This window comes from Pseudomonas berkeleyensis, assembly GCF_014109765.1.
In the GTDB taxonomy this organism is placed as follows: Bacteria; Pseudomonadota; Gammaproteobacteria; order Pseudomonadales; family Pseudomonadaceae; genus Aquipseudomonas; species Aquipseudomonas berkeleyensis.
In genome coordinates this window covers 347,821-366,859 of record NZ_CP059139.1, presented here as the reverse complement: position 1 = coordinate 366,859, position 19,039 = coordinate 347,821, and the positions used below count along the sequence as shown (strand labels likewise).

The window sequence follows — 19,039 nt, the reverse complement described above, 5'->3', positions numbered from 1 at the left end:
CTATCAGTTTCGCCCCGAAATCGCCTGGGAGGCCACGTGCAGGATCTATGGAATTTCGCCGTGCAGCTCTACGCTCGCCCAGGCGTGGAAAGTGCCTGCCTGCAGTTGCAGGACTCAGGCTGTGACGTCTGCCTGGTACTGACCGGCGCCTGGCTGGAGCAACGTGGCATTCCTTGTCGGGACGACTATTTGCAGGCCTTGCGCGACCTGGCGCAGCCCTGGCAGCAGAACGTCGTCATGCCATTGCGGCAAGCACGCCAGCAATGGCGAACAGCCGCGAGCCAGGATGCCGAATTGGCGACCCTGCGCGAGCAGCTCAAGCAATTGGAGCTGGAAGCCGAACGGCTGTTGCTGAAAAGACTGGAAGCGCTGACCAAGGATTGGCCAAACGAGAGCGCCGGCAGTGACTGGCTGCGACACCTTGTCGGAAATGACAACGCCGCGCTGCAAGTGCTGCGCGGCGCCGTTATCACGCGTTAGGACGCGCTCGATGCACCAGGAGCAGCGGCACCATTGGTGGCCGCGGCAGGTGCCGGAGCAGCCGCTGGAGCAGTAGGGGCTGCGGGAGCAGTTGCGGCAGCCTTGGGCTGCGCCGGTTTGGCAGGAGCCTTTGCAACAGCTGGCTTGGCAGCAGCGAGTTTCGCGGGGGCTTTTGCAGCAGTTGGCTTGGCAGCTGCGGGCTTGGCCGGAGCTTTCGCAGCAGCTGGCTTGGCAGCAGCGGGTTTCGCTGGGGCTTTCGCAGCAGTTGGCTTGGCGGCAGCGGGCTTGGCTGGAGCTTTCGCAGCAGCAGGCTTGGCGGCAGCGGGTTTAGCCGGAGCTTTCGCAGCAGCTGGTTTGGCAGCAGCGGGCTTGGCCGGAGCTTTCGCAGCAGCAGGCTTGGCAGCAGCGGGCTTGGCCGGAGCTTTCGCAGCGGCAGGCTTGGCGGCAGCGGGCTTGGCTGGAGCTTTCGCAGCAGCTGGTTTGGCAGCAGCGGGCTTGGCTGGAGCTTTCGCAGCAGCAGGCTTGGCGGCAGCGGGTTTCGCTGGAGCTTTTGCAGCAGCTGGTTTGGCAGCAGGCGCTTTAGCAGCAGCCTTCTTAGCCGGAGCCTTGGCAGCTACTGGTTTCTTCGCCGCAGCGGGTTTGCTGGCAGGTTTGGCGGCAGGAGCAGCCACTTTGGCCTCGCGTACCGACAGCGCCTTACCTACTGCTTCCTTGACCTTGCCGACACCCTGGGCCAGCTTCAGGCTTTCCTGCGCGTCACGCTTGAGTTGGGCGATATAGGTGCGGGTCTCGCTCTGACTGGACTTGAGTGCATCGAGCAGCTCCTCCAGCTCAGCGACTGCATCCTTGGCCTTGGCCTGCGCCTTGGCTTTGCCGGCCACTGCGGCGTCCTGCAGCTTGCTGCGGGCCTTGTGCAGTTTTTCCTGGGCCTTGCCGCGCTGTTTCTCGAGCTTGGCGAGGAGTTTCTCGGCATCGACCAACGCTTGTGAGCAAGCGCCTTCCAGATGTTCGAGCAGGCTGGCAGACAGTTGATGAAGCAAATGCAGCGGGGTAGTGATGGACTTCTTCTTGGCCGACATGGCGCGCCTCCAGGCGGATGTGGATGCGCCCATACTAGACGCAGGCGCGAGCCCTCGCCATAGGCCTTTAGACGATCTAAAGCAGATGCCGGCCTGCACTGGCATAATCGCCAAGACCTTTGAGGTGCCGGCGAACCTCATGTCGCTGCACAACCTCAACAGCCCCTAGCATCTTGATCGGGAGACATCGTCATGAGCCGCGCCGTATTCGCCGCCCTCGCCATCTGCTGCAGCCTCGGCGCTCAGGCCGACCAGCAGAGGCAGGATCTGGCCTACAGCCTTGGCGTACGTCTGGGTGAGCGCTTGCAGGACGAAGTACCGGATCTGCCCCTGAACGATCTGCTCGAAGGCCTGCGCCAGGCCTATGAAGGCAAGCCATTGCGGCTCCCGGAGGCGCGCATCGAGCAACTGCTCGATGCTCACGAAGCCAGCATCGCCGCCAGCCCGCAACATCACGCCAGAGCCGTCGAAGTGGAACAACACTTTCTCGCCGAGCAACGTGCGTTGCCCAATGTACGGGCGCTCGACAACGGGGTACTGATCACGGAGCTGCGCGCCGGGAGCGGCGCCAAACCTACCTCCAGCAGCCGGGTGCAGGTGCGCTACCGCGGCACCCTGGCCGACGGCAGCGTTTTCGATGAGAGCAGCTCACCGCAATGGTTTCGTCTGGACAGTCTGATCGCCGGCTGGCGTAGCGCGCTGCTGCAGATGCCCAAAGGTGCCCATTGGCGGCTGGTGGTGCCGTCGGCTCAGGCCTACGGTGAAGAAGGGGCGGGAGACCTGATTCCCCCGCATGCGCCGCTTGTGTTCGATCTGGAGTTGCTCGACGTCACCAACTGATGTCGGCGCGCCGAGCCATGCCGATCAGGCCAGTGCCGCAGCCTGCTCTTGGTGGGCGTTGTGCAACACCTCAATCAGGCAGTCTTCCAGTTCGAAACGCTCATGCAGCAACTGCCCCAGACGATTGAGCTCGGCCATCAGAGAAGCGTTGTCACGGCAGTCGCCGTTATCACAACGATCATTGAACGCCAGAGCTACCTCGGTAATGGCTTCGATCCGTGGATAGATCTGCTTGGCCAGTTCAAGGCCACGCTGATCATTGAAGGCCTTGGCCTCGTTGGTGAGTTGCTCGTAGACCTCGAAGTGGCCGGCCGAGACGTAGTCCACCAGCAACTCGCAAAAGCCCAGCAAGGTCTCGCCATTGATCGTGGGAGCCTGCGGCGCCTTGGTCAGATCGGTATAGGCCAGCACCAGTTCGCGGCGCTCACCCAGCCAACGGTCAATCAGCTGGTGCACACCACCCCAACGTTCCTGTGCGTTCTGACAACTCTCAAGCATGATGAACCTCGCTTCCCTTATCGGTAATGCCTGTTATACGTCCACTCCCGAGACGTTTATGGTGTCTGCCATCCTGGGCACTATCCTTTAGGCCGTCGGCGCGACCTGGAAAATTGCTCCCGCCGACTTTTTGTCAATTGCCAGCTGATCACGGAAAGAAACCGCAAAATGGCGTTTTTCCGGCGGTGCGTGCGAGCCAGATTATGCCCGCAGGCACACACCATCAAGGCACCGTGGCGATAAATTTAATACGCGCGTTTGATCGGCACGGCAAGAATGCCGTGCCCTCTGCACTTCAACGGCGACGCAGCAGCTGCAGCAGGCAGAAACCGAACATGCCGATGAACGCCAGCAGGCTCCATTCGGGAATGCTCATGCCGAACAAGGTCCAGTTGACCTCGGCGCAATCCGCCGTGCCCTGGAACACCAGACGCACGACATCCTGCATCGGCAGAGCCTGCATCATGAATTCCAGACTCGGCAGGCAGGCCTCGAGCTGATCGGCCGGAACGCTCTGCAGGTAGATTTGCCGCCCTGCCGTGGCCCCACCGACAAGCACGAAAAGCAGCGCCAGCACGGCATAGATGCGCTGACCGAGACGCCCTGGGCCATGAATGGCGGCAACCAGACATACCAGGCCAAAACCAATGACGCAGATACGCTGGACGATGCACATCGGACAGGGCTCAAGCCCCACCGCATGCTCCAGATAGAGAGCCACTGCCATGAGCAGCACGCAGCCGATAAATGCCAGGAAGAACAGGGGACGCGGGCTGGCCAATTGCATGATGGCTCCGGAGGGAAATCGAGGGCAGTACGGTAGAGGAAAGCATGGGCGCCTTTCAAGGCGCCTCATGCATGGCGAACGGCTACTCGTCCGAACGGAATGCCCCTCCGTCCGCTCAGACGCTTGCGCCCTGAGGCTGCGGCAGGCTGGGCAACCCCTGGTGCAGCAGAGCGTGACTCTCGAGCAGCAACTGATTGCTGCGCTCCAGCTCACCCAGTTGCGCCAGCAGGCGGGCCAGTTCGGCGCAGGTTTCCGGATGACGCTCGATCTTCAGGCTGGTTTCGAAATAATCGCGCGCCTTGCCCCAGAGTTGATTCTGCAGGCACAACCGGCCGAGGGTCAGTAGCAACGCCGGATCCTGTGGATGCTGCTTGAGCCAGAGTTCGGCGGTCTGTAGCTGGCGCGCCGGATCGGCGCCACGCAGCACGCCATAGAAGCGTGCCAGGCGGCTGTCGTAGCCACGCTTAAGGGCGCTACGCAGCACTTCTTCGGCCTCTTCCTGCGCGCCCAGGCGACGCAATTGCTCGACATAGGTGGCAATCAGTTCCGGCTCCTGGCGCAACGGTGCGGAGAGCTGATGCCAGGCTTGCGTCAGCGGCTGCAATGCGGCTTCACCCTCGCCCTGCCCAGCATGCCCGGCCTCAGCCAGGCGACCGCGCCAGGTCTCGCGCTCCAGTTCGTCGAGTTCGGCGGCAGGCAGGGCCTTTTCCTTGCGCAGCTCCGGCAGCAACCCGAGCAAGGCAGACCAGTCCTGGCGTTGCAAATACAAACGCTGCAACTGGCGCAACACCAGGTGATGGCCCGGATGGCGTTCACGCATCGCCTGCAGGGTTTCCAGTGCGGCATCGCTGTCACCACGGCTGCGCTGCAATTCGGCATGCGTCAGGGCAATGGCCAACTCCGCTTGCGGCTGCTTGTTCAATGCACGCTCGAGCAGTGCATCGCTCTGCTCATGCTGGCCAAGCTTGCTCGCCGCACGTGCGGCGCCCAGGTAATACATCAGCGGCTGACTGTCGGCCTCGGCAGCGCGCGTCAACTGACGCTGAGCACGCGCCCAGCGCCCTTCGGCCAGATCCAGCATGCCCTGCTCGGAGGCCTGGCGGACACGACGAGTGCGGTGCAACCGCGACCAGGGATTGGCCAGGCGCGTCGAGCTGAGCAACAGACGCAACGTCAGCTTGATCAGGTAATAGAGCAGCACGACGACCACTACCAGACCGAGGAAAGCCCACAGACCTGACTGGTAACGGAAACCCTTGTAGGCGAACAGCACGTAACCGCGGTCGGCCTCGATGGCCAGGCTGAGCAAGTACAGACCGGCGGCGACAGCCAGCAGCAACAGCAGCCAGATCAGGCGTTTCATTGCACCTCCCCGGCCGCAGCGGCCCCCTGCCGACGCTGCGCCTGCTTCCGTTGCAGGTAAGCCTGCAACGCGTCGAGCGAGTCGCTCAGATCCGGCACCTTGACCTCGACACTGGCGTCGGCCAACTCGCCGAAGCGCTGGCGCAGGGCGCGGCTATCGGGGTTGTCCAGGTTGAAATGAGCATCGAGGATTTCTTCCGCCTGCTTCAACGACTGCTGGTACACCCCGGTCTGGCCATGCAGTGCGGCCCATTGCGCCTGCTCCAACGCCAGCGACAAGCTCAGACGCACCTGCGACAGGCTCTGCCCGGACAACAGCGGACGCACGTTACGATCAGCATCGAACTCGATACGGAAGTAATCCGACAGCTTCTTCACCCACTCGCCCCACCAGGCACTGCCATCACCTTCGGCTGCGAGATCGGAGAGCACGTCGCCCTGACCCTCGAACGTAGGTGCGAGCGGATTGAGGGTGGCGGCCTGCTCACGCAGGGCACCCAACTGCAGGAACAAACCGACGCGATCCGGACGCGCCGTAGTACGCAGGGCTTCGAGGCTACGGCTGAGTTGCTCGCGTGCGGCGAAGGCGGCAGGGTCGTCCTGCTCACGGAGAATGTCGTCGGCAGCCTGTACCAGCGCCTCGGCGGTGGCCACATCCTGCAGCGCGGACAAACGCAGGGTCGCCAGGCGCAGCAAATGCTCGGCCTCATCCAGACGCCAATCCTGTCGACTGCCATCGAGCACCGACTCCAGGCGCTGGCTCATGCGCTGCTGATCATTCTGCAGGTTGGCCAGCAGGCGGCGGCGTTCATCCAGTTCGGCTGCACTGGGCAGAGCTGAAAGACGTGAGTCCAGGCGCTGGGCCAGCTCCTCCACCTTCTTCGCGCTGTCGTCACGCGTGCGCTGCAGATCCTCGGCCTGCTGTTGATCTCTGTTCTGCATTTGCTGCAGCTGCCAGAGACTCCAGCCACCCGCACCGGCACCCGCCAGCCCGATCAGCAGGGCGAACGCGGCAAGACCGCTACCGCCGCCATTGCGCGGTGCCTTCGCAGCTGGAGGTGTAGGCGTGGTTTTCACGGCTTCGCTGGCCGGTTTCTCTTCTGGCGTGTTCGGGGTGGATGCTTCGCTCACGTATCCGTCCTTTTAGAGGGCGGCAGCCGGAAACTGCTCCAGAGCTGCCTGCAAGGCCGCGGCACTGGCGCCGCGACAGTCCACAACGATCTCCGCACCCGCATTGCGCGCCTGCTCGGCGACACGCGGGCTGGGTACGAACAAGGGTAGCCGAGCCAGAGCCGGCCAGTCATCGCCAGCCAGCTGCAGCAGGTGTTCGAAACCCTGTCCACTGCTGACAACCAGGCCGTTCAGGCGTTCCGCTCGCAGCCGCCGACTCAGTTCCCCCACCGCATAATGCGGCAGCACGCGGCGATACAGTGGCAGATAGTCGACCGTCACACCTTGGCCGCGCAAGCACTCGGCAAGGAATTCTCGGCCACCCTCGCCACGCAGAATCAACACCCGCGGGGAAGAAACGGAAGCAATGCTCTGCTGCAAAGCCGGCAGGGCGAGCAGCGCTTCGCTGTCATCGCCCTGCGCCGGGTAGTGAGTATCCAGCCCTTGCTCCGCAAGCAACGCCGCAGTCGCGCCGCCGACGGCGAACCAGGGCTGCCGCGCCGAGTCTCGCACGCCATGACGATCCAGCTGCGCCAGAGCGAGGCGTGCTGCGGGCTTGCTGACGACTATCACGGCGCAGTAACGCTGCAACTCGGAGAAAGTGCGGCGCTGCTCAGGCGTCTCATCCAGCGCCTCGATGGCCAGCAACGGCATGCAGCTACTGGCGACGCCTCGCTCGGCCAGCGTCTGCGCCAGCACCGCGCAATCCTCGGCAGGACGGGTCAGCAGCAGGCGCCAGGCGCTCACGGATGGCCGGCCTCACCATACACCGCCTTGAGAATGGCTTCGGCGCCCTGCTCCAGCAGCTCCTCGGCGACGCGCACGCCCAGGGCCTCGGCGTCACTGCTGGGCGCCCGGGATTCGGCACGCAGCAGCAGGCCGCCATCGGGCTGACCGACCAGGCCACGCAACCACAACTGATCGTCTTCGAGCAGGGCGTAGCAGGCGATGGGAACCTGGCAGCCGCCATTGAGGCGCTTGTTCAGTGCTCGCTCGGCAGTCACACGCAGGGCAGTCTCGCGGTGATGCAACGGCGCCAGCAGGGCATGCACGTCAGCATCGGCACTGCGGCACTCGATACCCACGGCACCCTGGCCGCCGGCCGGCAGGCTGTCCTCGGCACTGATCGAGCTACGGATACGATCCTCGAAGCCGAGGCGGATCAGACCGGCAGCGGCGAGGATGATGGCGTCGTACTCGCCGGCATCGAGCTTGGCCAGGCGGGTATTCACGTTGCCACGCAGGAACTGGATTTTCAGGTCAGGCCGGCGCGCCAGCAACTGTGCCTGGCGACGCAGGCTGGAGGTGCCGACCACGCTATCGGCCGGCAACGCATCGAGGCTCTCGAAGGTGTTGGAGACGAAGGCATCGCGCGGGTCTTCGCGCTCGCAGATGCAGAACAGGCCCAGGCCCTCGGGAAAGTCCATCGGCACATCCTTCATCGAATGCACGGCGATATCGGCCTCGTTTTCCAGGAGTGCGGTTTCCAGTTCCTTGACGAACAAGCCTTTGCCGCCGATCTTCGCCAACGGCGCATCGAGCAGCTTATCGCCGCGGCTGACCATCGGCACCAGGCTGACCTTCAGGCCGGGATGGGCCTGTTCCAGACGGGCTTTGACGTATTCAGCCTGCCACAGGGCCAGGGCGCTCTTACGGGTGGCGATGCGAATTTCGCGGGACATGAGGCAATTCCACAGAACAAATTGCCGCGAATCATAACAGGCTCGTCTTTCCAGGGCTCCGGGAGGCGGCCATCGGCCGCAGCTCCCGTGAAGGCTCGTGGGGCTAGAGCGACTGCATCAGCTTGCGAACCCCGGCCACATGCCTGCGGCTGACCACCAGCGAGTCGCCGTCGAGCCCTTTGAGGAATAGCTGGAAATGCCCCAGCGGCGTGCGCTGCAGGCGCTCGATACGCTCGCGAGCGACCAGCGCATTGCGGTGGATGCGCACGAAGCGATCGCCGAACTCGTCTTCCAGCGCCTTCAGCGGCTCATCCAGCAGGACTTCACCGCCCTGGTGGCGCAAGGTGACGTACTTGTGATCGGCGATGAAATAGACCACGTGATCCAGCGGGATCAGCTCGATGCCCTTGCGGGTTCGCGCGCTGATATGGGTACGCGGGCCACCGCCGGTTTCCGCCGCAGGGCGGGTCAGGGCAGCCAGTTGCACGCGGTTGGGTCGCTCGGCCTTTTTCAAAGCTTCGCTGAGGCTTTCCGAGCGCACTGGTTTGACCAGATAGCCGACCGCACTGACCTGGAAGGCTTCCAGGGCGAATTCATCATGAGCGGTACAGAAAATCACCGCCGGGGGCGCCTCACGCTCGCACAGTTTGGCGGCCACCTGCAGACCATCCAGACCAGGCATGCGGATATCGAGCAGGACTACGTCCGGCTTGAGGCTATCGATCAGGGTCAGAGCTTCCTCGCCATTGCTGGCGGCGGGCTCCAGTACCCGGTAACCCTCGAGCTCACCGACCATGCGGCTGAGGCGCTCGCGGGCAAGGGGTTCGTCATCGACGATCAGGACATTCATATTGCTCTGGCTTCCTGCGTGAGTCTCGCACAAGGATAGCGTAGACAGCTGTAATGACGGCCGTCACGGCGCTCCACGCTGAGACTCGCGCGCGGCCCAAAAAGTGCCGCCAGGCGCGCATCGATATTACTCAGCGCTTGGTGCGTTCCCCGTGACGGGTGCTGCTCGCCCCGCTCTTCATACGGATTGCTGACACACAAGCTGAACACTCCATCCTGGTAATCCGCTTCGACCCGCACCAAACCACCTTCTATACGCGGCTGGATGCCATAGATCAGCGCATTCTCCAACAGAGGCTGCAGGGTCAGCTGGGGAATCGGCAGATCCTCCGGCACACCTTCGACCTCCCACTGCAACTGTAGTCGCTCGCCGAGCCTGTAGTGCTCGATCGATAGATATCGTTTCGCCAGTTCCAGTTCCTCCTTCCACGGCACCAGACTGCCGGGCTTGGCCAGGCTGGCACGAAACAGATCGGACAGATCCAGCACCGCCTGCTCGGCCTTGAACGGGTCTAGCGTGACCAGGCTGGCGATGCTGTTGAGGCTGTTGAACAGAAAATGCGGGCGGATCCGCGCTTGCAGCGATTCGATGCGTGCGCGCAGCTCTGCCTGCTCCTGCCGACGCCATTGGCTCTGCAGATAGAAATAGCGTAGCAGCAGTGCGGACATGATCAGGCTGATCAACGCATGACGCAGGTAAAGATTCACCTCGCCGCTGCGTGGAAGCGGTCCACCCAGCTCGTAATAGTCGGCGACTGCCGTACAGCCAAGGGTCAACAGCACCACGAGCACGCAACACAGGCTGCCCGCCAGCGAAGGGCGCAAGCGCGCCAGCAGCGGCCGTAGACGACACAGCACGGCAGCCGAAAGCAGCACGATCCACTGCACGAACAGCGAGGTCAGGGCCAGACGCACCCAGTCGAAGCCCGGCGTCATCGGTTCGGCAAGCACCAGCACCAGCACCAGCAACTCGGCCAGCAGCACCATGCTCAGCAGCGCTTCCGGCTGGCACAGTTCGGGGACGAAGAAGTCGTCGATGGAGGCGCTTTGTTTATTCTTGGCAAAGGATTGTGTGTGCATCGACGCAGTTTCCGTGTCGCCCCACGAGCCGGCAAGCCAGACGGCTCCCGCCGGACAAAATAAAGCACCGAAATGCCACCTTCAGGACAAAACTGTGAAGCAGCCGACAACGCCACTGAGTGCCCGACGGCGAACGCAGCCCGGCGAAACGCCTGCCGACCCTGTTATTATCGACGCACTTTGTCCGCCATGCTGGCCGTAGAAAGCGGCTTGCCGATCCAGAGCACTAAATCATGAGCAGCGAAAAAACCAACCAATCCTGGGGCGGCCGCTTCAGCGAGCCCGTCGACGCCTTCGTCGCCCGCTTCACCGCCTCGGTCGAATTCGACAAGCGCCTCTATCGCCACGACATCATGGGCTCCATCGCCCATGCCAGCATGCTGGCCAAGGTCGGCGTACTCACCGATGCCGAGCGTGACGCCATCGTCGACGGCCTCAAGCAGATCCAGGGCGAGATCGAAGCCGGCCAGTTCGACTGGCGCGTCGACCTGGAAGACGTGCACATGAACATCGAGGCGCGCCTGACCGACCGCATCGGCGTGACCGGCAAGAAGCTGCACACCGGCCGCTCGCGCAACGACCAGGTAGCCACTGACATCCGCCTGTGGCTGCGCGACGAGATCGACCTGATCCTCGCCGAGATCACCCGCCTGCAGCAGGGCCTGCTGGGCCTGGCCGAGGCCGAGGCAGATACCATCATGCCCGGTTTCACCCACCTGCAGACCGCCCAGCCGGTGACCTTTGGCCATCATCTGTTGGCCTGGTTCGAGATGCTCTCGCGTGACTACGAGCGCCTGGTCGACTGCCGCAAACGCACCAACCGCATGCCGCTGGGCTCGGCGGCGCTGGCAGGCACCACTTACCCGATCCAGCGTGAGATCACTGCTCAATTGCTGGGTTTCGATGCCGTTGGCGGCAACTCTCTGGATGGCGTATCGGATCGCGACTTCGCCATCGAATTCTGCGCCGCGGCCTCGCTGGCGATGATGCACCTGTCGCGCTTCTCCGAAGAGCTGGTGCTGTGGACCAGCGCGCAGTTCCAGTTCATCGACCTGCCGGATCGTTTCTGCACCGGCTCCTCGATCATGCCGCAGAAGAAAAACCCCGATGTGCCCGAGCTGGTACGCGGCAAGACCGGCCGTGTGTTCGGCGCCCTGACCGGCCTGCTGACCCTGATGAAAGGCCAGCCGCTGGCCTACAACAAGGACAACCAGGAAGACAAGGAACCGCTGTTCGACGCCGCCGACACCCTGCGTGACAGCCTGCGCGCCTTCGCCGATATGGTGCCGGCGATCAAGCCCAAGCGCGAAATCATGCGCGAGGCGGCGCTGCGCGGTTTCTCCACCGCCACCGACCTGGCCGACTACCTGGTACGCAAGGGCCTGCCCTTCCGCGACTGCCACGAAATCGTCGGCCATGCGGTGAAATACGGCGTGCAGACTGGCAAGGATCTGGCCGAGATGAGCCTGGACGAACTGCGCCAGTTCAGCGACCAGATCGCTGACGACGTGTTCGCCGTGCTGACCCTGGAAGGCTCGGTTGGCGCTCGTGACCATATCGGTGGCACGGCACCGAACCAGGTGCGCGCCGCTGTGGTGCGTGGCCGCGAACTTCTCGCCAGCCGCTGAGGTCGCAAAGGGGCGACGGTACGTCGCCCCTGCCAAGGCAGGCCATTCGACCAGGAGGTTGTCATGCGTTACACACTCCCTACGACCCTGCTACTGAGTTTGCTGGCAACGCCGGTATTGGCCAACGAAGGCGATCACTGGCAGTTGCAGACCAGCGTTTACACCCGCCACTACCACCCAGAGCCTGACCACAACAATCACCAGCGCCTGATCGGTCTGGAACGTGGTTATGCCTCCGGCAACCTCTGGGGCGGGGCTGTTTTTCGTAACTCGTTCGACCAAAATTCGCAGTACGCCTACGTAGGCCGTCGCTTCGAAAGCGACCGCCACCCGTTCTATGCCAAGCTGACCGGCGGTCTGTTGCACGGTTACCGTGGCGAGTACCGCGACAAGATCCCACTCAACCATCTGGGCGTGGCACCCGCCATCATTCCCTCGCTGGGCGTGCAAAGCCACGGCATGGCGGCGGAACTGGTGCTGCTGGGTAACGCCGCGCTGATGGTCAACCTCGGCCTGCGCCTTTGACGGATCAGAACGACGGAGCGCCCTCAGCGAGCACACCGCGGATCGACAACACCACCGTTTCCAGTACACGTCCAACCATGCGACAGCACCTGCACTGCCTGTCGCCCCAGGAGAGATCCATGTCCCTGCATATCCGCCCCGCTACCGCTGACGACGCCGAACTGATCCTGCGCTTCATCACCGAGCTGGCCATCTACGAGAAGGCCGAGCACGAGGTGAAGACCGATGCCGCCGGTATTCGCGACAGCCTGTTCGCCGAAGGCAGCACCGCCCATGGCCTGATCTGCGAGCACGAGGGTCAGCCCATCGGCTATGCGGTGTACTTCTTCAACTACTCCACCTGGCTGGGCAAACACGGCCTGTATCTGGAAGACCTCTACATCAGCCCCGAAGCTCGTGGCCTGGGCGCAGGCAAGGCCATGCTGCGCCATCTGGCACAACTGGCCGTGGCACGCGGTTGTGGTCGCTTCGAGTGGTCGGTACTGGACTGGAACAAACCCGCCATCGACTTCTACGAATCCTTCGGCGCCCGTCCGCAAAGCGAGTGGGTCGGCTATCGCCTGACCGGCCAGGCCCTTTTGGATTTTGCTGCTGGCAATCAATGAGGAAACGAACATGAGCCCAAACAACGACCAGGAAGACGAAGACTTCGCCGAAGCCACCCTGATCCAGGCCATCGAAAACCAGCTGGAAAGCGGCGAACCCGCCGCTGCCAAAGCGGTATTCAACAAGCTGACCCTGGTTGGTTACGAGCGCGAAGAGATTCTCGAACTGATGGCACTGGTGCTCGCCCATGAGGTCGACGCCATGCTGCGGGAGGATCGCCCCTTCGACGGAGCCTGGTATGAGCAGGCTCTGCGCGCACTGCCTGAGCTGCCGGAAGAAAACTGAGCCAGGATTGATCCAGGCCACTGGTCGGACTGGCAGGCAGATTGCTACTGTCACCTCCAGTCCCGACCGAGAAGGTACCGCCTTCGATGGCCTGTCCGTTGCCACGCATCGCTGCATTGCTCGCCCTGCTGCTGCCATTGCTCTGGGCCGGCGCGCCGTTGGCCGAGACGCCCCGCATCGGTGCCGAGGACGATTGGTATCCCTACACCGCCTGGCGCAATGAGCGGGTCGAGGGCATGTCGGCGGATATCGTGCGCGCGGCCTTCGCCGCCAGCGCGACCGCCATCGAGCTGGCGCCCTACCCCTATTCGCGCTGCATGGAGCTGGCCCGCTCAGGCAGCCTGGCGGCCTGCTTCAACACCACCCCCGACTCACGCATCAAAGCGCAGTTTCTGCTGCCGCAGGAGATGTTGTTCAGCGACGACATCATCCTGTGGGGCCGCGCCGGCGAGCGGCCGGTCAGCGACCTCGAAGACCTCGTCGGCAAACGGGTGGCCGTGACCATCGGCTACACCTATGGCGAGCGCTTCGACAACTACCCGAACATCCAGCGCATCCCCGTACGCCGCGACCTCAACGGTTTCCTCATGCTGCAGCGGGGACGCGTGGACTATGTCGTCGCCTTTCGTGGCACCACCCAGGCACTTCTGGACGATAACCCGGAGCTGGTCGGGCAATTCAGCCCCTTGGCGACGGTATACCGCCCGCAACTGTACCTGACCTTTTCCCGCCACCATCCGCAGGCCAGAGAACTCCTGCAGCGCTTTGACGCCGGCATGCGGCAGATCCGCCAGGATGGCACTTACCAGCAGATTCTCGCGCACTGGCAGCTTTCCGACGGGCAAACCACGGCGCATGGCTCTACACTGAACGAACGCCATAATAAAAAAGCGGAGTTACCATGAAGTCATTCAATACTGACCTGATCGACGAGCTGGAAATCCTCGCCCTGTACAACCTGGACAATCATCAGGAAGGGCTGAAGGTGCACAACAACGCTTCGTTCAAGGCTCAGGGCGCCATCACCCGCCTTTACGAGAAGGGCCTGGTGAGCCAGGCCGATGGCGGTTATCTGACCAGCCTGGGCATCGATGCCGCCGAACATGCACAAGCCCTGCTGACGATTCTTTCCACCCGGCAAACCACCCCCGCTTAATCCCCAACGTGCGCCCGTCGCCCTTCAGGGAAAGGCGCGGCGGGCGATATAGCGTCACAGACACTGCACTGGCGAGCACGCCGCTGATAGGCTTGCAGCATTACCAGTAGAGTTCGAGCATGACGCGCAATCACGAAATCCGCCCGGACCTCGACGACGGCATCGACCGCAAGGTGCTCGCACAACTGCGCGCACGTTTCCTCAAGATCAACCAGGGCCGCCTGCAGCGGGCCATGGAAGCACTGTCTACACGCCAGCAACTGGTGCTCAAGCTGTTGCCGTTGTTACTGCACGTCAACCACCCGCTGCTCCCCGGCTACGTTTCCGCCAGCACCCCGGCAGGCCTCAGTGGCTTCGAACCGGACGACGACAGCCTGGCCGAAGTCCAGCGCCTGACCCGCTCATTCGTTTACAAGCCCCGTCGTGGCCAGGGCGCTGCACCGCTGCATGGCCTGTTCCTGATGGGCAGCCTGGGCACCGTGGCGCAAGCCGAGCAGAGCGACATGGATCTGTGGCTATGCCACGCGCCGACCCTGACCGCGCAGGAGCTGCAGGATCTGCGCAAGAAATGCGATCTGCTGGAAAGCTGGGCCGCCACCCAGGGTGCCGAGGTGCATGTCTTTCTGGTCGATCCGCAGCGCTTCACCCAGGGCGCGCGCGAAGCACAGCTGACCTCGGACGACTGCGGCACCACCCAGCACTATCTGCTGCTCGACGAGTTCTACCGCACCGCCATCTGGCTCGGCGGGCGCACGCCGATCTGGTGGTTGGTGCCGGTGTACGAGGAAAACCGCTACCACGACTACTGCCGCACCCTGCTGAGCAAGCGCTTCGTACGCGAGGATGACGTGCTCGATCTCGGCCACCTGGCGCAGATCCCGCCGCAGGAGTTCGTCGGTGCCGGCATGTGGCAGCTATACAAGGGCATCGAGTCGCCCTACAAGTCTGCCCTCAAACTGCTGCTGACCGAGGTTTACGCCAGCGAACACCCCCAGGTCGAGTGCCTGGCGTTGCGCTTCAAGCAGACCGTATTCGAAGGCCGTCTCGATCTCGACGAGCTCGATCCTTACATCGTGGTCTACCGCCGCCTGGAGGAGTACCTCGGCAACCGTGGCGATCGCGAACGTCTGGAACTGGTGCGGCGCTGCCTGTACCTGAAGGTGAACAAGAAGATCAGCCGGCCACCGGCGCGCGGCCGCAGCAAGAGCTGGCAGCGCCTGTTGCTGGAACGCCTGACCGCTGAGTGGGGCTGGGAAACCCGACAACTTGCCGTGCTCGACAGCCGCAGCCAGTGGAAGGTACGCCAGGTCGCCGCCGAGCGCCGCGTACTGGTCAACGAGCTGACCTACAGCTACCGCTTCCTCACCCAGTTCGCCCGCAGTGCCCAGGTCGGCAGCTCATTGAACAACCGCGATCTCAACGTCCTGGGCCGGCGTCTGTACGCCGCCTTCGAACGCAAGGCCGGCAAGGTGGAATTCATCAACCCCGGCATCGCCCCGGATCTGGCCGAAGACACTCTCACCCTGGTGCAACAACCGAGCAGCGAAACGCCGAACGAATACCAGTGGGCGCTGTTCAGCGGCAACCTCAGCGCCCAGGAATGGCCGGATTTCGCGCCGATCAAACGCACCCGCGAACTGATCGAACTACTTGCCTGGTGCCACCGCAATGGCGTGATCGACGCCAGCACCCGGCTGTCGCAACATCCAGGCAGCAGCGACCTGACCGACTTCGAACTGTCCAACCTGATCGGCAGCCTGCAACAATGCTTCCCCCTGCCTCCACCGCCCGTGGAGGAAGCAGCACTGCTGCGCGCGAGCGTACCCAGCCGGGTACTGTTATTGGTCAACGTGGGTGTCGACCCGCTCAAGCAGCACAGCCAGATGAACGTGCACATGACCACCGGGCGCACCGATGCACTCGGCTATTCCGGCGTGCGCGAGAACCTGGTGCTGACCCTCGACCAGGTCAGCCTCAATAGCTGGAACGAGTTGCAGGTCGCTCGCTATGACGGCGAGGACGCGCTGCTCGACTGCCTCAGCGACCTGCTCAACAGCCTGCCGCTGGATGGCCCCGTGCCCGAGGTGCAAGTGCGCTGCTACTGCCGCAACCGCGCAGTAGCCATCGCGACCCGGGTCGAAGAGCTACTGCGCGACCTGCTTGGCAGCTACGCCAGCGGTCAGCCATCACGCTACCTGGTACAGGTGCGCCAGCATTACCACGTTCTGCAGTTGGCGCCCGGCCAAGTGCGCCACACCGCGCTGGGTGACCTGCCGGCGCTGCTCGATCACCTCGGCGCCGAGCAAGAGCTGTACAGCCCGCTGAATCTGGATCGCTACGCCCTCGAAGGCAATGATCTGGCACTGATCCTGCCTATGGGCAAGCCGCAATCGATCCAGGTTTTCTATCGCCTGAACGAACAGAACAACGAAGCCGAACTGACCGTACTCGACGAGCACAACGCACTCTGGCGCAGGCGCCTGCCCTACCGCGACGAGCAGAGCCTGCTCACGCCGCTGCAGCGTTTCCTGCAATCCCTGCTGTACCGGCGCAACGCCCAGTTGCCGCTGGATAATCCTGCCGGCGATGTACCTCTGGACGTGCTTTACCACCAGTTGCTACCCGATGCGCCATTGCGCGCACAGAGTGTGGAGCGCCGCCCGCCACCTCAGGCGCCGCTCAGCCATCCCTTCTACGATGTGCAGGCGATCGTCGAGCCGGGGGACGGGCGTCAGCGTCACGTCACCCTGTATTGCAACCACCGCGAATTTTCCGAGCTGGAATACGGCCGCGATCTGTATCGCGCCGTGGCGCAGCACATTCTTGCCCAGCGCTCCGGTGGTGAACGCTACCCCTTCTACATCACCGATCTGGATCTTTCCGCCGTGCTCGCGGGGCAGCAGGCGCAGACCGTGCATTACCTGCGCTACAAGAGCGAACTGGAAGATGCCTTGAACACCGCCTTGCAGCAGGTCTAGTACGGACGATAGATCTGTATACCGCTAGGGCGGGAGCACACTGCCAATGGCGGGTTGCACCCGCCCTACTCTCAAGCAGACCTAGCTTTTCATTGGCGCATCAGGATTGTTCAGCGCGTAGAGGTAACAGTCGCCCATGCTGTGGTTGGCCGCGACGCCCCCATAGCTGGCGGTGAAGGTCACAGGCAGGCCCAGGTGCTGGTAGAACCAGCGATCACTGTCCGCCGGCGGCACCTCGGGCACCAGGTCGCTATCGTTGACCAGACGATAGGTCGGCACGGCCAGAGCGTTGTAGTAATTGGCGAAGGCCGGCGAGGCCACGCGCGGGCTGGCGAAGTTGTAATGCTGCAACAGCAGCAGAGGCCAGCGCTGAAGCAGATCCGGCACGGCCAGCGTGCTCAGGGTACTGCCCAGACTGTGGCCACATGCCCACAGGCGCGCTTGTGGTTGCAGGTCATCCAGTGCCAGCAGGGCCTGGTCGCGCAGGGATGTGTAGAGTTTGAGAAAGCCGTCGTGCACCAGGCCGACATTGGCTTGCCAGGGGTAGTCGCGCTGATCCAGGTCGAGATCATCGAGCCAGTCCTGTACCGACTCGGTGCCCCGGAACACCAGGTAGCAATCGCCTTGCGGGTCACGGGCGGCGAAACCGAAGGGCTCGGACTCATTGAGCACGTGCCACTCACTGAGCACACTCCAGATCGGCGCAGAGAGTTGCCAGCCTTCCAGAGACGGCTGTCTCCAATGGAACTGTTCGGGCTTGCGTGGGCGCTGCTGCGCCAGCCATTGCTCGTACTGATCGTAGGCGGCCATCACCAGTTCAGCGCAGAGCAGGGCGCGCGAGAGCTGGTAGGTCGGCGGGAAATACAGGGGCAGACTGGACATGGCGAGGCCTCCTTGCCATTGGCGGAAACCTCACTCTAGTCCAGCTTGAGCGGAGCGTCAGCGGTCGTATTCGCCTGCGGCTTCCGGCTGATATTCGACTTCCAGCAGGGTCAGCTTGAGCTGCTTGCCGCCGGGTGCCGGCCAGTCGATATGCTGCCCCACGGACAGACCGAGCAGCGCGCAACCTACTGGCGCGAGGATGCTGACCTTGCCTTCGCCACCCGCATCCTGCGGGTAGACCAGGGTCAGGTGATAATCCTTGCCGCTGCTTTCTTCACGGCAGTGCACGCGCGAATTCATGGTCACCACCCCTGCCGGCACCTCGTCGTGCCCCACCACCTCGGCACGATCCAGCTCGGCCTGCAATGCAACCGCGCCGGGCCCGAACTCGTCCAGACTGTCGAGCAAGCGCTCCAGGCGCTGCAGGTCGAGGCGGGTAATGGTGATGGTAGGTGTGTTGTTCATGATGCCGGGCGATCTCCTTGCCTAATCCATAAAAAAGCAAAACCCCGCCCGAAGGCGGGGTTCAGCAGAATGTTTTGTCGACCCTAACACAGCCGGACAAATAAACAAGACCACCTGGTCAGGGGGCTGGCTTGCGCTGGCGCAAACGCTCGATGGCCGCCTGGCAGATATCCCGGCGCCGGGCATTGTCGGCCGAACCCCAGTCGAGAATCTCCTGCAGGGTACGACCACAGCCAATGCACTGGTCGCGCTCGTCCAGGCAACACTGGCGCCGGCATGGCGAGGCCAGCGGCGCCTCGCCGGGCTCAGAGCTCATCGAACTCCAGTTCGGCACCGCACTGCTCGAGCGTGATACGCACCAGCATCTCGCCCAACTGCTCATCGCTGGTGTCGCAGATCCAGCGCTCGCTGCTTTCATCGTAATCAAAGTGGAAACCACCGGAACGGGCGGCCAGCCACAGCTGACGAATCGGCTCCTGGCGGCTGAAGATCAGTTGGCTGCCATTTTCGAAACGCACAGTGAGTACACCAGCGCTGTTCTCCAGATCGACGTCCAGACCGCTGTCGTCGAAGATGTCTTCCACCGTCTGCTGGGTGGCATCGACCAGATCGTGGAAGCGGGCTTCGCTCAGGCTCATCGGGTTTTCCTCACAAGGTGCAGCGACTGCAAAAATAGGTGAAAACGCC

General features: G+C 63.1%; 22 protein-coding genes. 9 read left to right on the top strand and 13 right to left on the bottom strand.

Annotation, left to right across the window (positions count from 1 at the left end; all coding sequences use genetic code 11):
• Window positions 1-36: 36 nt before the first annotated feature.
• Window positions 37-480, top strand: a complete 444-nt coding sequence (locus HS968_RS01740; RefSeq protein WP_182369887.1) for a TIGR02444 family protein — start codon at window positions 37-39, stop codon at window positions 478-480.
• Here the strand turns inward: HS968_RS01740 and HS968_RS01735 are convergent.
• Window positions 477-1,559, bottom strand: coding sequence for an AlgP family protein (locus HS968_RS01735; RefSeq protein ID WP_182369886.1), 1,083 nt, complete (start codon window positions 1,557-1,559; stop codon window positions 477-479). The genes HS968_RS01740 and HS968_RS01735 overlap by 4 nt on opposite strands.
• Window positions 1,560-1,751: 192 nt before the next feature.
• Between HS968_RS01735 and HS968_RS01730 the strand changes: the two genes are divergently transcribed.
• Window positions 1,752-2,399, top strand: a complete 648-nt coding sequence (locus HS968_RS01730) for an FKBP-type peptidyl-prolyl cis-trans isomerase (RefSeq protein ID WP_182369885.1) — start codon at window positions 1,752-1,754, stop codon at window positions 2,397-2,399.
• A 24-nt stretch (window positions 2,400-2,423) separates the two neighbouring features.
• On the opposite strand, the gene rsd is transcribed toward HS968_RS01730, so the two are convergent.
• The 8 genes from rsd to HS968_RS01690 form a co-directional block, all read right to left on the bottom strand.
• Window positions 2,424-2,897, bottom strand: coding sequence for a sigma D regulator (gene rsd, locus HS968_RS01725; RefSeq protein ID WP_119692322.1), 474 nt, complete (start codon window positions 2,895-2,897; stop codon window positions 2,424-2,426).
• 295 nt (window positions 2,898-3,192) lie between these two features.
• On the bottom strand, window positions 3,193-3,684 hold the full coding sequence (locus tag HS968_RS01720; protein ID WP_119692323.1) for a disulfide bond formation protein B: 492 nt from the start codon (window positions 3,682-3,684) through the stop codon (window positions 3,193-3,195).
• A 115-nt stretch (window positions 3,685-3,799) separates the two neighbouring features.
• The gene (locus HS968_RS01715) at window positions 3,800-5,047 is read right to left on the bottom strand and encodes a heme biosynthesis HemY N-terminal domain-containing protein (RefSeq protein WP_182369884.1); all 1,248 of its coding nucleotides are present in this window, start codon (window positions 5,045-5,047) and stop codon (window positions 3,800-3,802) included.
• The gene (locus HS968_RS01710) at window positions 5,044-6,177 is read right to left on the bottom strand and encodes a uroporphyrinogen-III C-methyltransferase (protein WP_182369882.1); all 1,134 of its coding nucleotides are present in this window, start codon (window positions 6,175-6,177) and stop codon (window positions 5,044-5,046) included. The genes HS968_RS01715 and HS968_RS01710 overlap by 4 nt, the downstream gene beginning before the upstream one ends.
• 12 nt (window positions 6,178-6,189) lie before the next feature.
• Window positions 6,190-6,963 carry a uroporphyrinogen-III synthase gene (locus HS968_RS01705; RefSeq protein ID WP_182369880.1) on the bottom strand — a complete coding sequence of 258 codons (774 nt, stop codon included), beginning with the start codon at window positions 6,961-6,963 and terminating at the stop codon, window positions 6,190-6,192.
• Entirely contained in the window at window positions 6,960-7,898 is a 939-nt protein-coding gene (gene hemC / locus HS968_RS01700; protein WP_182369878.1) for a hydroxymethylbilane synthase, read from the bottom strand. Before hemC ends, HS968_RS01705 begins: the two co-directional genes overlap by 4 nt.
• A gap of 103 nt (window positions 7,899-8,001) precedes the next feature.
• The gene (locus HS968_RS01695; protein WP_106737642.1) at window positions 8,002-8,748 is read right to left on the bottom strand and encodes a LytR/AlgR family response regulator transcription factor; all 747 of its coding nucleotides are present in this window, start codon (window positions 8,746-8,748) and stop codon (window positions 8,002-8,004) included.
• On the bottom strand, window positions 8,745-9,827 hold the full coding sequence (locus HS968_RS01690; protein WP_182369876.1) for a sensor histidine kinase: 1,083 nt from the start codon (window positions 9,825-9,827) through the stop codon (window positions 8,745-8,747). Before HS968_RS01690 ends, HS968_RS01695 begins: the two co-directional genes overlap by 4 nt.
• 233 nt (window positions 9,828-10,060) lie before the next feature.
• On the opposite strand from HS968_RS01690, the gene argH reads away from it, so the two are divergent.
• The 7 genes from argH to HS968_RS01655 all read left to right on the top strand — a co-directional run bounded on the left by argH (window position 10,061) and on the right by HS968_RS01655 (window position 17,005).
• Window positions 10,061-11,455, top strand: coding sequence for an argininosuccinate lyase (gene argH, locus HS968_RS01685; protein ID WP_179623476.1), 1,395 nt, complete (start codon window positions 10,061-10,063; stop codon window positions 11,453-11,455).
• Window positions 11,456-11,518: 63 nt separating this feature from the next.
• Complete coding sequence (locus HS968_RS01680; RefSeq protein ID WP_119692330.1) at window positions 11,519-11,980, top strand: sn-glycerol-3-phosphate transporter; 462 nt, start codon at window positions 11,519-11,521, stop codon at window positions 11,978-11,980.
• Window positions 11,981-12,099: 119 nt separating this feature from the next.
• A complete protein-coding gene (locus HS968_RS01675) occupies window positions 12,100-12,585 on the top strand; it encodes a GNAT family N-acetyltransferase (RefSeq protein WP_119692331.1) in 486 nt (161 codons plus the stop codon).
• A 10-nt stretch (window positions 12,586-12,595) separates the two neighbouring features.
• Window positions 12,596-12,871, top strand: coding sequence for a hypothetical protein (locus tag HS968_RS01670; RefSeq protein ID WP_182369874.1), 276 nt, complete (start codon window positions 12,596-12,598; stop codon window positions 12,869-12,871).
• 86 nt (window positions 12,872-12,957) lie between these two features.
• Window positions 12,958-13,776, top strand: a complete 819-nt coding sequence (locus HS968_RS01665) for a substrate-binding periplasmic protein (protein WP_182369873.1) — start codon at window positions 12,958-12,960, stop codon at window positions 13,774-13,776.
• The gene (locus HS968_RS01660; protein WP_119692333.1) at window positions 13,773-14,027 is read left to right on the top strand and encodes a TIGR02647 family protein; all 255 of its coding nucleotides are present in this window, start codon (window positions 13,773-13,775) and stop codon (window positions 14,025-14,027) included. Before HS968_RS01665 ends, HS968_RS01660 begins: the two co-directional genes overlap by 4 nt.
• 119 nt (window positions 14,028-14,146) lie before the next feature.
• Entirely contained in the window at window positions 14,147-17,005 is a 2,859-nt protein-coding gene (locus HS968_RS01655) for a class I adenylate cyclase (RefSeq protein WP_182369872.1), read from the top strand.
• An 81-nt stretch (window positions 17,006-17,086) separates the two neighbouring features.
• Here HS968_RS01655 and HS968_RS01650 read toward each other — a convergent pair whose 3' ends face one another.
• The 4 genes from HS968_RS01650 to cyaY form a co-directional block, all read right to left on the bottom strand.
• Window positions 17,087-17,887, bottom strand: a complete 801-nt coding sequence (locus HS968_RS01650; protein ID WP_182369870.1) for a lipase family protein — start codon at window positions 17,885-17,887, stop codon at window positions 17,087-17,089.
• A gap of 57 nt (window positions 17,888-17,944) precedes the next feature.
• On the bottom strand, window positions 17,945-18,352 hold the full coding sequence (gene rnk / locus HS968_RS01645; RefSeq protein ID WP_106737652.1) for a nucleoside diphosphate kinase regulator: 408 nt from the start codon (window positions 18,350-18,352) through the stop codon (window positions 17,945-17,947).
• A 118-nt stretch (window positions 18,353-18,470) separates the two neighbouring features.
• Window positions 18,471-18,668 carry a DUF1289 domain-containing protein gene (locus HS968_RS01640; RefSeq protein ID WP_119692336.1) on the bottom strand — a complete coding sequence of 66 codons (198 nt, stop codon included), beginning with the start codon at window positions 18,666-18,668 and terminating at the stop codon, window positions 18,471-18,473.
• The gene (cyaY, locus tag HS968_RS01635; protein WP_182369868.1) at window positions 18,658-18,990 is read right to left on the bottom strand and encodes an iron donor protein CyaY; all 333 of its coding nucleotides are present in this window, start codon (window positions 18,988-18,990) and stop codon (window positions 18,658-18,660) included. Before cyaY ends, HS968_RS01640 begins: the two co-directional genes overlap by 11 nt.
• Window positions 18,991-19,039 lie beyond the last annotated feature (49 nt).